This is a genomic window from Pseudomonas sp. G.S.17, assembly GCF_038096165.1.
In the GTDB taxonomy this organism is placed as follows: Bacteria; Pseudomonadota; Gammaproteobacteria; order Pseudomonadales; family Pseudomonadaceae; genus Aquipseudomonas.
In genome coordinates, this window is record NZ_CP151076.1 from 5,458,949 (window position 1) to 5,471,186 (window position 12,238).

The 12,238-nt window shown below is 54.4% G+C and carries 12 protein-coding genes and 1 pseudogene; 6 read left to right on the forward strand and 7 right to left on the reverse strand.

Going from position 1 to position 12,238, the window contains the following annotated elements; all coding sequences use genetic code 11:
* Window positions 1-129: 129 nt before the first annotated feature.
* The 7 genes and pseudogenes from AABC73_RS25335 to AABC73_RS25365 all read right to left on the reverse strand — a co-directional run bounded on the left by AABC73_RS25335 (window position 130) and on the right by AABC73_RS25365 (window position 5,301).
* Complete coding sequence (locus tag AABC73_RS25335) at window positions 130-636, reverse strand: copper chaperone PCu(A)C (RefSeq protein WP_341521426.1); 507 nt, start codon at window positions 634-636, stop codon at window positions 130-132.
* Window positions 636-1,241, reverse strand: a complete 606-nt coding sequence (locus AABC73_RS25340; RefSeq protein WP_341521427.1) for an SCO family protein — start codon at window positions 1,239-1,241, stop codon at window positions 636-638. The genes AABC73_RS25335 and AABC73_RS25340 overlap by 1 nt, the downstream gene beginning before the upstream one ends.
* A gap of 191 nt (window positions 1,242-1,432) precedes the next feature.
* A pseudogene (locus tag AABC73_RS25345) lies at window positions 1,433-1,831 on the reverse strand (TonB-dependent copper receptor); the annotation flags it as partial.
* A gap of 94 nt (window positions 1,832-1,925) precedes the next feature.
* The gene (locus tag AABC73_RS25350; RefSeq protein ID WP_341521428.1) at window positions 1,926-2,339 is read right to left on the reverse strand and encodes a DUF2946 domain-containing protein; all 414 of its coding nucleotides are present in this window, start codon (window positions 2,337-2,339) and stop codon (window positions 1,926-1,928) included.
* A gap of 18 nt (window positions 2,340-2,357) precedes the next feature.
* Window positions 2,358-3,746: a PepSY-associated TM helix domain-containing protein gene (locus tag AABC73_RS25355; RefSeq protein ID WP_341521429.1), complete on the reverse strand. Its 1,389-nt coding sequence runs from the start codon at window positions 3,744-3,746 to the stop codon at window positions 2,358-2,360.
* A 107-nt stretch (window positions 3,747-3,853) separates the two neighbouring features.
* On the reverse strand, window positions 3,854-4,264 hold the full coding sequence (locus tag AABC73_RS25360) for a DUF2946 family protein (protein WP_341521430.1): 411 nt from the start codon (window positions 4,262-4,264) through the stop codon (window positions 3,854-3,856).
* 122 nt (window positions 4,265-4,386) lie between these two features.
* Window positions 4,387-5,301, reverse strand: a complete 915-nt coding sequence (locus AABC73_RS25365; RefSeq protein WP_341521431.1) for a LysR substrate-binding domain-containing protein — start codon at window positions 5,299-5,301, stop codon at window positions 4,387-4,389.
* A gap of 112 nt (window positions 5,302-5,413) precedes the next feature.
* Here AABC73_RS25365 and AABC73_RS25370 point away from each other — a divergent pair, with 112 nt between their 5' ends.
* The 6 genes from AABC73_RS25370 (at window position 5,414) to AABC73_RS25395 (ending at window position 10,831) form a co-directional block, all read left to right on the forward strand.
* Window positions 5,414-6,565, forward strand: coding sequence for an aminotransferase class V-fold PLP-dependent enzyme (locus AABC73_RS25370; protein WP_341521432.1), 1,152 nt, complete (start codon window positions 5,414-5,416; stop codon window positions 6,563-6,565).
* A gap of 117 nt (window positions 6,566-6,682) precedes the next feature.
* Window positions 6,683-7,507 (forward strand): transporter substrate-binding domain-containing protein, encoded by an 825-nt coding sequence (locus AABC73_RS25375; RefSeq protein ID WP_341521433.1) that lies wholly within the window; start codon window positions 6,683-6,685, stop codon window positions 7,505-7,507.
* A 3-nt stretch (window positions 7,508-7,510) separates the two neighbouring features.
* Window positions 7,511-8,161, forward strand: coding sequence for an amino acid ABC transporter permease (locus tag AABC73_RS25380; protein WP_341521434.1), 651 nt, complete (start codon window positions 7,511-7,513; stop codon window positions 8,159-8,161).
* A complete protein-coding gene (locus AABC73_RS25385) occupies window positions 8,158-8,916 on the forward strand; it encodes an amino acid ABC transporter ATP-binding protein (RefSeq protein WP_341521435.1) in 759 nt (252 codons plus the stop codon). The genes AABC73_RS25380 and AABC73_RS25385 overlap by 4 nt, the downstream gene beginning before the upstream one ends.
* 73 nt (window positions 8,917-8,989) lie before the next feature.
* Window positions 8,990-9,778, forward strand: coding sequence for a transporter substrate-binding domain-containing protein (locus AABC73_RS25390; RefSeq protein WP_341521436.1), 789 nt, complete (start codon window positions 8,990-8,992; stop codon window positions 9,776-9,778).
* 39 nt (window positions 9,779-9,817) lie between these two features.
* Window positions 9,818-10,831, forward strand: a complete 1,014-nt coding sequence (locus tag AABC73_RS25395; protein WP_341521437.1) for a succinylglutamate desuccinylase/aspartoacylase family protein — start codon at window positions 9,818-9,820, stop codon at window positions 10,829-10,831.
* Window positions 10,832-12,238 lie beyond the last annotated feature (1,407 nt).

Genomic DNA, 12,238 nt, shown 5'->3' on the forward strand with positions numbered 1-12,238 from the left:
ATATACTGTAATGATTTCTTGCGCCGCTGGGCGATCCGCAGAGACAGTTCACCCAGTACAACTACCTTAAGAATTGAGCGAAGACATCGCGGCAGCAAGCCTACCGCGATTTGTTTTAGCTCATGGGCTTTAGTGCATCTTGCCGTGATCATGCATTGCGTCAGAATCCGGAGTGTTAAGGGCACGAGCCTTTGCTTGAAACTTCACCATTTCCCTATGCCCGTTTGCCTCCTCAATCACTAATGTGACCGGCACCTCATCGCCCTCTTGTACCTGACCCACAAGGTCGATAAGCATTACATGGTATCCGCTCGGTGCCATAACCACCGGTTTGCCTGCTGGCAAAGTGACCGAATCCACTTCCTGCATGATCATCACATCGTCTTTCATGCTTGATTGATGAATTTGCACAAGCTTTGCCGCAGGGGATAGAGCGGCCACCAGTTTACTATCGGCATTTGCAGTCACTGTCATGAATGCTCCAGTCGAGGGCTGCCCAGGTACCGTAGCCCTCACCCAAGCATCCTCGATAACCGTTTGCGCGCAAACCTGGGTGGCAATACCCATTAAAGGCAGCAAAGCCAGTGCTTGCACGAGTGCGAGGGCGGATAGGGTCTTGTTTATTTTAAAAGCCATTAACAAACCTCCATGACGGTGAGTAGATCTTCTGTGCACTGCTGAGCAGAAAGAGAATGGGATAGCCCCAGGCGCAAAACACCCCGGGTGTCATAGATGTAACTGGTCGCCGTGTGCGACATGGTGTAAGTAGAGCCGCTGGGTATCTTTTCGTAAAACACCCCGAATTCCTTTGCCGTCGCCGCTGTTTCTTCAAGATTGCCGTACAACGCAACGAAGCTAGGATCGAAAGCTTTGACGTAAGCATCCAGCATTGCAGGCTTGTCCCTTTCAGGATCCACAGTGATAAAGATCACCTGCAAAAGATCACCGTCGTTGCCCATTAACTTCTTGATTTGCGCTGCACGAGCCAGCGCAGTAGGGCAGACGGCAGGACACTGAGTGAAACCAAAAAATACCATCGGCATCATGCCCCGGTAACTGGACAGCGTTTTGACCCGGCCTTGAGGGTCCCGAAGCTTAAAGGTTCGCCCTGCGATCTTGTCACTCAGATCCTTGCCATATTTGAATGACAACTTACTGGAGCCATCGCAGCCCGCAAGCAAACCAAGACTCAGCAGGCTGAGACCACGGATAAACCAACGACGCGTCATTGGTGATTGCATGTAAATCTCCTCTAAATAGTCCGGTCAGCGAACCGGGCCTATTTGTTTAAAGTGTTTAAAACTTGAAGTTCAGCCCAAGCTCTGCACTGCGTGGGGCTCCGATATAGATCTGCGTCGAGGAATATCCCGAATATTCCCCATAAAACTCGTTTGTCAGGTTCCGTCCCCGCAGCGTCAGCGTGGCGTTCTTCATCTATCCGGTTTCCCAGCATTAGGCCACCGTTAGTGCGCAGGTTCAGGCGTGAACCAAACATGCCGCGCATTACCGAATCACCGTTGAAACCGCCGCTTCGAATCGCCCAAAAGCCGGGGATGGTTTTCAGGTAATCGTTGCCGTCGCCGGCAGGCACCGATTGGCAAGCGTCCCTGCGGCTGGTGATAACCGCCAGTGGCGCACTTTGCTGGACCGCTGTAATGACCCATGGGGACTGGCCCAGTGCGGGTTGTTGTGTATCCGTCTCGTCATCATGTGGCCGCGCAGCCAGGGTAAATACTGGTGACGCCAGGCCCAAAAAAACGCAAAAAACAGGGCACCAACGTTGGCGCGACAAGTCAATGTGAAACAGCGGCTCGTTCTTGGTCGAGTGCATGAAATCTTCCGATGACAGTCAGATGTTGACTGAGCGCGCGCGAACCGCATTACCGGGGACAAGAGCCCGTCGACGCGGCGTTGGCCATTCACGTTCAGCAAAAAGTGGAAGTGACGTTCAACAGTCGAATCGGCGGGGCTCGGCTTCGCGCACCGGGAAACACCGGGGGCGTGAATTGCTGGGGAATGAAGTGGGTATAGCAATACTGCAAGGGTGGAACATAAAGTCGCAACCTGGGAAGGTTCGACTCGGCAAGCGCAGGGTGTTGAAACAGCAGCGAACAATACCCGCATTTTTCGCAGACGATCAAATCGTGGGGCTTTTCGGCTGAGGTATTGTGAGACATCTGGCTCATGCCAGGCATCTCGTGGCACTCCATACCCGCCATGCTCATTGGCCGGGTTTTGCCATGAGCAAGGCTGATCCCCTGACTGATCAGCGGACCGGTGAAAATCATCAGCATGGCGAACAGGCTCAGCCACGCTCCGGTCGGGTGCCTGCTACGCATTACCTTCGCACTCGTTGATCACGCCTTGCCTTCGACAAATCTGTTCGAGGCTTGCCGAAAGCACAATAAAGCGTCCAAGAGAATAAGGACCACCAGACTCCAACCCAGTACTGGCAGGGCACTGCCTAGCAGTAGCGCTACCAGAATCACGGCGAGTTGGGCTCCTAGGTGCAATGAACGCCAGGCGCTCAGGAGTGTTGTTTGATGACCTCGCCCCGGAAAAAGACTTGGCCGACGTCGCCACCACATTAGGTAGCCCATGATAACCATCGCTGCCAGACCACTGGCAAAGACCAATAAGACTAGTTGATTGGCCAGACCAAACAGCGCTCCCATGTGAGCGTCGATACCCCAGCGAGTAAGTTTGGCGGGCAGCGAGTACTCTGAAAACTGGACGTGATCGACCACTTCCAGTGTTTGAGGGTTTATCGACACAGCATCTACCTGCGTTGGCCAGCTACGGTCTATCTCACTGACCACCCAGGCTTTGTCACCACTCTTGGATGGCTTGATTTCAACCTTGGCTGCATCGATATGCTCTGCACGTGCTCTGGCCAGAATGCTGTCAAACAAGGCAGGATCGAGCACCGAGATCTGGGCAACAGGAGCCATTTGTATGTGATGCTCAGCATGCTCATCCATCGGCATCTGCATGGCCGAAGGTTTACCGAGTGCTGTGGATACGCTCGGGGTTGACCAGCCATAGTAAGCGCGCAGCACCCCGATGTTTTCACCGGCGTACTGCGACCAGGTCAAACCGGTGGCTGAAAAGAACAGCAATCCCAAGAGCAACCAGACGCCTGTGGTGGCGTGCCACCTGCGCACATTTCCACGGTGACGATTGATACGGCGACGCTTAATGGCCCATAACAACAGGCCGCCCGTTGCCGCAACCCATAACCATGAGGCTGCCAGTTCGCTATAGATCCTACCGACATCTCCCAGCAGCAGGCCGCGATGAAACTGATCGATCCATGTGCGCAGCGGTAGTACACCGCTGGTGCCATAGACTTTCATATCACCCCGAATTTCCCCACTGACCGGGTCGACAAACAACGCTCGATGTTCGGAAGCCCCAAAATCGGGGTCGCTGAACATCACTCTTGTTGTATCACCCGGTGCGGGTGCCGGGCGCACAGCGGCGACGCTCAAACCCGGCCCTACCTGTTGCACCGCACGCAGTACTTGCGCTTGCAGACTCAAAGCGGGTCCCCGCGTCTCGGTGTGCAGGGCTTGGGAATAGAGCGATGCCTCAATCCGAGGCGTCAGGGCGTATACGACGCCACTCAACGCTGCGACCAGCAAGAAAGGACCGATGAATATACCGATATAAAAATGGAGCCTTTTCAGCAAGGCGACAAAGGCCCCGGACGACTGTGGTTCCGGTCTTAAAGATGACGCAGACATAGGCACTCACCAACGGTTAAATGCACCCAGCCAGGATCAGCTCCCGGCAAGATTCAAAATCATTATTGGTTGTTTGCACGAGCGAGCTCGCATTTCCACGATGAGCTCTAGGGAGCCTGTGGATTGAGTCCCGGAAAGGAGTGGCGTGATGGCTCGCTGAGCCAGTGATCGGGCAAAATCATGCGCGAACTTCGGGTCCGAATCAACCAACCCAATACCACGAAGAAAATCATCGCCAGCGTTAGCGTCCCAGCGAACGAACAGTCACCCGACTGCGCATTCATGCTTCCTGACATATCTATTTTTTTGGTAGATGCTGGCATGGGCCTGTGCATCTCGTGATGTCCCCCATGCATGTCGGACATCCCGTCGCCGCCATGGGAAGCCGATGCCACAGCGTCACTAGCGAAAGCGGCCATCATCTGACCATGACCGATACTGCACGCGAGACCATTGAACAGGACGACTGCGTACAGTATCCAGGCAACGGAAAAGCGAGGGGGTCGGAAAAAATTCATGGCTGCTAATTTAGCATCTCTGGCCTGACCTAAACAGACCTGTGTCTGTAGGTCAGATAACCACCAGAGTCGATCACTAGGGTGACGTCAATCAGTGCGGTCGGAGCAAATAACCTGATGAGTTATTTCTTCATATGGTTTTCAACACTTTTCAGATCCTTTGCTAGCTGAATGCGTAAAGCGGAAATCAACTTTCTCGCATTTTCAGCTAGGGGATTTCCCGGCCTGAACAACAACAAACTATTGAAGCGAATATCCAGCGCGAACGGCCTGATCACTAACCCCCTGTCCAGGTAATCAACTACTGATACCGGATTTGCCAAGCCTATCCCAATCCCACGTAGGGCCATTTCGCATACGGTATGCGCATAAGGGGTCTCAACCCGGATGTTGAGCCGTATCGCACTTGAGTGCAGAGCCGTCTCCAACCGCACCCGGCTGCTGTCTTCAGGGTTAAGTGCTAAAAAGTCGTGACCGCTAAGGTCTTCTGGATGAATGACACGTTTGCTTGCCAATACATGACCGGCGGGCATGACCATAACCCCCGGGGAATCCAGGAAGGGAGAGTGTTCCAGTCCCGCCACGGTCATTTCATCGGCCATCAATCCGAAGTCGCATTGCCCAGAAGACACGTCTTGGTGGACTTCGCGTGAACTGAGTACTCTGAGAGAAATCCTCAGGTCACGCTCATTCAGCGAAAAACCTGCTAACGCTCGCGGGATAAAGGCATTGCCAAGAGCTGGGTGTGTGGCGATAACCAGCCGGTCCATGCCGAACTGCTTGAGACTCTTCAAGCGGTGTTCAATGACTTCCATACCTACGAAGAACTTATCGACATCAATCATCAGTGCCTGGGCTTCTCGGGTCGGCACTAATCTGCCCCGAACCCGGTTGAACAACTCAAGGCCCGCATTGGCTTCCAGTTTGCGAATTGCCTGGCTGACCGCAGGCTGGGAAATACCCAACAGATGCGCAGCTTTACTGGTGCTGCCGGCGTTCATCACCATGCGGAACACCTCGATCTCACGAACACCCACGGCCTGCACCTATAACCTGAACTTATCGAGTTAGTAATCCTAGCTGTAGCCACCCCTTTCGGTCTACTGAACAATGGCCCATCGTTCATGATCCCGTGCAAGGCGCAATCCAATGAAAGTAAATGATCAAGCGGGCAACCCTTATGCGAGCCTCTCCCCCTCAGTCTGGCGCGGTTCGACTGTTGTTTTCGACACTTTCGAAGATTTCGTCGGCCGTAAAAACCGCCAGCCTGACGGCTACAGCTATGGGATTACTGGCACCCCGACCGCGCGTGCCTTGGAAAGACGCATTGCCGCAATGGAAGGAGCCCACCATTGCGTGGTGATGCCTTCGGGCGCGTCGGCTTTGATTACTACCGTCATGGCATTTGTCCGTGGTGGTGACCATCTGCTGATCTCCGAATCCTGCTACGGCTCGCTGAAAACATTCGGCCGGTTGTGGTTGGCGAAGATGGGCGTGGAGGTGGAGTTTTATCCGCCAACCATCGATGCTGGCATTGAGGCACTGATCCGTCCAAACACTAGGATGATCTGTATTGAAGCTCCGGGCACTGTGACCATGGAGATGCAGGACATCGACGCGATCACCACCATCGCCAAGCGCCGTGGCGTGCTGACCATGATGGACAATACCTGGGCCAGCCCACTGTTTTTCAAAGCCATAGACCACGGTGTGGACTTCGTAGTCCAGGCCGCGACCAAATACTTCGGCGGTCACTCTGACGTATTGATGGGCACTGTTAGCCTTAATGACCTGGATAACTATGCCGTGCTACGTGAAACGCAGAGCACCTTCGGCCAGGCAACCAGCCCCGAGGACTGCTTTCTGGTCGAGCGCGGCCTGCAAACCTACGAGCTTCGTCTGCGCGAGCAAAGTCGCAAAGCTCTCAATGTTGCCCGCTGGCTGGAAACGCAGCCCTTGGTCAAACAGGTGTTGTTCCCGGCGCTGGAAAGCAACCCCGGCCACCGTATCTGGCGCGAGCAATTTCAGGGCAGCGGCAGCTTGTTGTCTGTCGTGCTGCAGACCCCGCCAGATGAGGCAACCTTTGGTGTGTTCTTCAACGCTCTTAAACATTTCCCCATCGGCGCCAGCTGGGGGGGGACTCACAGCTTGATCGCTTACTACCCGGCTTCACAGCAAACATCCCGACTTTATTCGCCCACCAACCAGTCGATCATCCGCATATCCATCGGTCTAGAAGACGAGGCCATGCTGATCAGCGATCTGGCACAGGCGCTTGACGCATACGGTAAAGCGCTCTGATACATCAGGTATGCCACGCGTCAGATCTGGCAACCCTGCTCCATTACTTGTTCTGCCGTTACTTAGGTACTCGCTCCCCAGAGCAGATTGCACACTCAAATTGAGGATGGATAAAAAATGAAACAGAACGGCATTCTTTTCGCATTGACTCTAGTTACTGCATTCGGCGCTTGCGCCGGCGCTAATGCAGATGACTCTCTTCAAACCCTACGTGATCGGGGCGTGATCCGTGTCGCTAACACCCAGGCGAGCCCACCCTGGAGTTACCTAGGCGATGACAACTTACCCGCTGGTTACGACGTCGCCATCGCCAAGGAAGTTGCCAAGCGCATTGGTGTGGCTAAAGTCGAGTTTATCGCTGACAGCTTCAAAAACTTCGTCGAAGGTCTGAAAGCTGACAAATACGATCTGGTGATGAACGACGTAACGCCCACCGAAGAGCGCAAAAAGCAGGTCGACTTCGCCAGCCCGTATGGCGTTGAACAGTTCTATATCTTTGTGCGTGAGGACAACAAGGCGATCAACAGCATCAAGGACATGCCAAGTCGTTCCATTGGTGTGACCTCCGGCACCAGCAACGAGTCGTGGGCGCGCAAGCACATGACTAGTTCGGACATCCGGACCTATGAAAATGGTGGCCTACTCTTCAATGATTTGGCCATCGGCCGGGTGGAAGGTGTGCTTTCATCGTTGTTTGGCGGTGAGAAGTACAAGAAAACCAACAATCTGCCCATCAAGTCGGTAGGAGCGCCCTTGACCTATCAGCTCTCTGCGCCGGTGCTGGCAAAAGGTCGGGAAAGCTTGCGCGACGCCGTTGGCAAGGCCATCGACGACATGGTCAAGGATGGCACTGTGGACGCGTACTCCAAACAGTGGATCGGTGCTGATTACCACATGACTCAGGGTATTCAGGCTGCACTGTTAGAACTGACCGAGGAATAAGCCATGTGGGATTTGTTCCTACGTTCGTTACCCCTGCTCGAAAAAGCCATTGTAATGACCTTGGGGCTCGGCCTTGGGGCATTCGTCCTCGGCTGCATCCTTGGGATGCTGATTGCCCTGCTGCGCCTCTCCAAAATCCGCGTGTTCAGGATACTAGCGTTCTCATATGTTTCGCTGTTCCGCGGGACGCCGTTGCTGGTGCAAATCCTGCTGATTTATTTCGGACTGCCCCATTACGGCATCGTGCTCTCGCCCATCCCCTCGGCACTTCTGGCATTGACGCTGTTTTCGGCGGCTTATTTGAGTGAAATTTTCAGAGCCGGCATCAATTCCGTCGACCCAGGCCAATGGGAAGCGTCGCAGTCAATGAGCATGGGTTACTGGACCTGCCTGCGCCGCATCATTTTGCCCCAGGCGCTGCGCATTGCGACGCCGCCTTTGGGCAGCCGAATGATCGCCTTGATCAAGGACACGTCGCTGGCGTCGACTATCACGGTTATGGAGTTGACTCGCGTTGCCGAGCAAGTGGGTGCGGCCACTTTCCGTTACATGGAAATGTTCCTGATGGTGGGGCTCATGTATTGGCTGATCAATCAGATCCTGACCGTTCTGCAAACCTGGCTGGAAGGCCGTTGGACGAGGCACATGCGATGAGTATTACCAAAGTGCGCGTGAGCGGCTTGAGCAAGTCTTTCGGTGAACTGACCGTGCTCAAAGGTGTAGATCTTGAGGTCAAGGCCGGTGAGGTCGTGGTCATCCTGGGCCCTTCCGGGTCTGGGAAGACGACCTTGCTACGCTCGCTGAATTTGCTGGAAATGCCGGATGCAGGTGTTCTGGAAATCTGCGGGCATCGGGTCGAGATTCCTGTAGACGGCCGCTTCGATCGCCCGGCACGCAAGCAGGTTGAACTCCTGCGTCAAAAGACCGCAATGGTTTTTCAGGCGTTCAACCTGTTCCCGCATATGACGGCTTTGCAAAACGTGATTGAAGGCTTGATCAGCGTGCGCAAGGTGCCACGCGCTCAAGCCGTCGAACGAGGCCAGCAGTTGCTGGCGTCCGTGGGTTTGTCTGAAAAAGCAGACAGCTACCCGGCAAAGCTTTCCGGCGGACAAAAACAACGCGTTGCCATTGCCCGTGGGCTGGCAATGAACCCAGAAGTCATATTCTTCGATGAGCCTACCTCCGCCCTGGACCCTGAGCTTCGCGACGAAGTCCTTAACGTGATGCGTGATTTGGCAAACGCGGGAATGACCATGCTGGTCGTCACGCATGAGCTGCGCTTTGCCCGAGAAGCAGCGGATCGGGTGGTCTTCATGGAGAACGGCGCGATTATTAAAGATTGCCCAACGGAAGAGTTTTTCGGCGAGAACAGTGGTGAACGTATCCAGCAATTCATGCGGCGTTATTGATCGTCCAACCACTGAGGTCAACACCATGAATATGATGCGCACTAGATGGACCCTGACAGCCCTAGCAGTTCTATTGAGCTTGGGGACCGTCGTATCGGTCGCGAGTGCACAGCCAGCCGACGACACACTCAAGCAGCTTCAGGCCAAAGGTGTGGTGAAAGTCGCTACCACGCTTACCAGTCGGCCGTGGAGCTATCTCAACGATCAGAATGAACCAGACGGTTACGATGTAGCGGTTGCCACGGAAATCTTCAAACGCCTCGGCGTTGTCAGGGTCGAGATCATCGCCGACAAGTTTGCAAACTTTGTCGAAAGCCTGACCACTGCGAAATACGATCTGGTCGTCAGCGGCATGGCCAACACCCCGGACCGGGCCAAAAAAGTCGATTTTACCGTTCCGTACAGCGTTCAGGATTTCCGTATATGGGTGAGCACTAGCAATCAGGATATCCATGACATTCCCAGCCTCAGCGGCAAAAGCGTAGGTGTCAGTTCCGGCACGTCCAACGAACTGTGGGCTCATCGTAAGTTGAAAGAGTCCGAGATACGCGGTTATGAAGGTGGCGGACTGCTTTTCAGCGACTTGTCCACCCGTCGCCTGGATTCGGTGATCGCCTCTTTCTTCGTCGGGGAAAAGACTCGCACTGCAGGTAATCTTCCGATCAAGGCGGTGGGTGATCCGGTGACCTATTCGCTCGGCGCGATCATCGTCCCCAGGAGTAATGACAGTCTGCGCGAGGCTATTGACGTGGCAATCGGCAACATGATCCAGGACGGCACGTTGCAAAGCATCGGCCAACGCTATCTGGGCGAAAACTACGACCTGGTCGGCAACATGGCCAAAGCAAACGCTGACTGGTAACCCTGCTTTCTGAGCACTCATAAAGGAGTTTAGTGAGTCATGCTGCACACTATTAAAAGTGAAATAGACCTGGACGCTCCAGGCAAGCATGTCGGCTACCTGCGCCTGCCCCATTCGGTACACCGTTCTGCCTACGGCTGGCTGCCGATTCCGATTGCGTCGATCAAGCGCGGTGAGGGACCGGTGTTCATCGTTTCTGCTGGAAGTCACGGCGATGAATACGAAGGTCAAATCATTGCCAGTTCGCTGATGAGGGATATTTCCCCTGACATGGTCAACGGACAAATCATCATCCTGCCAATGCTGAATTTTCCAGCAGCGGATGCTGGCACGCGCACGTCTCCACTGGATGACGGCAACCTCAACCGCCTGTTCCCCGGCGTGCAGTCTGGGACTCCAACCCAAGTCATTGCGCACTTCGTCGAGCATATTTTACTGGCCAAGGCGGATTACATCGTCGACCTGCACTCGGGGGGCTCTTCGCTGCTTTACGACGGTGCAAACATGATGGCGTTGGAGCCACGGGACGCAGAAGAGGAAGCCCGAGTCATCGGGCTTTTGAAAGCATTCGGCTTACCACGAGCGTTTTTGTATCAGCCCAACTCGGTGAATATCACGGCCGCCGCCCGCCGCCAGAACGCGCTGTGTTTTCTGACCGAACTGGGCGGTGCTGGCAACGTTGACAAAGCAATCCTTCAGCAGGGACGCCAAGGCTTGTTGCACCTGATGGGATTTACCGGAGTGCTGAGCGGTTCGCTTGTTCCTGAATCCGCCCCGGCAGAGCCACAACTGATGAGCATAGATCGGCTAACTCATTATGCCTATGCCAACCATCGCGGTATTTGGGAGCCATTGGCGCAGTTGGGCGATGAAGTGCAAGCCGGACAGCCGGCGGCGCTGATTCACTTTCCTGACGAGCCGTTGCGCGAACCGCAGGTCGTAACATTCGATGGTAGCGGCCAGGTCATTTGCAAACGGGCGACAGCCCGGGTCAAACGCGGCGACTGCCTCTTCCAACTAGCGGCCAAGCGACTCGGATTACTGGATATCTGAATCGAACGGCGTCCTACCCAAGGCCAAATTTCTATTCTATATAGCGCAGGGCGTAGAGCACTAAATCTGCTCTTTTTTGCCCGCCGTGACTGAGTGACAATTCAAAGGTGAGGTCTACGAACTGCGCTTTAATTTGAGCGGTGAGGATCTTTCAATATAGATCAGTTGTCCGACGCGTGTTGGCGCTGATACGATTTTGACCCACCGGTGTTGAACTATCTCGAGCTTAATGGCGACACCTCCCCATAAATTGACTAACATTTCTGCTGAAGCAGTAGGCTACGACTGGATAAGGACTCACGTGCCGTCGTCCTTAACCCAGCGGATCTTCAACTATGTTTAGAGGCTGAAGGTATGAGAACGAGGGCGCAGAGGTTGGAGGAGACGCTTGCGCGCGCCAAGGTCAAAATCTTGGCAGGACAACGGTTCCTTCCCCTAGATCGCCTGGCTCGGCTTCATCAGAGAGATCAAGGTGAGTTCAAGAGGTCGCTGCTACAAGCAGAGTCTCAGCGAAGAATTTTCTCGATAGCTCATCAAGGCCAAGTACTCTTTCCGGATTATGCTTTCGCAAACAACGCAGGCCGTGATTTGCTACCTCAGCTCGCCCAGGTGATATCAGTCTTAGGGCCAGCCAAAAATGGCTGGGACTTGGCTTTTTGGTTCAGATCCCCTAACAATTTTCTGGAGAACCAGCGCCCGGAGGACATTCTCGGCCAGGAACCAGAAAAGGTGCTGTCAGCTGCTTATGAGGAAGCCGCCGATGTGATGCCTGGGTAGCTAGCTGTTGTAGCAATGAGACGTATCTGGCTCCGGCCGCTGCTGTCGAAATCGAAGCTGCTGTAGGAAGCGGCCCATTATGGTCGTATTCAATTGGCTGTAGGCGCCGGTGTGTGGCATCTCCACACACCACACCGTCTCGGAATTCGAGCCCACGATGAGGTAGCTATGTGGCAGATTTATCTCGCGGACGGAACCACCTGTTGTCTGCGCCTAAGCGCCAGAACGAGGGGCAAATGATGATGAGTGGACGGGCATGCGACCTGCTGTTTGAAGGCCCTGAGGCATTTAGGGACCGTCATTCGCTCTACAGATGGACTGAAAACGGCATCCCACCGACGGACGTTGTAAAGTTGATATCCAGATTTGGCATTCTCCGGGATGGGCGAATACTTCACCAAGTGCTCGGATTTTCGTCGCGTTCACTGCACCGCCGGCGTCAAAAGTCTGACCGTCAGTTAAGCCCCGACCAGAGCGCTCGGCTCTTCCGTTTTGCCGAAATACAGGCAAAAGCGACGGTGGTATTTGGTAGCTCAGAAGATGCGCAGAGTTAGATCGTGAGTCCTGCATTGGGGCTCGACGGGGAAACCCCTCTTCGAATGCTATTAAATCCTGCGGGCTTTGGATTGG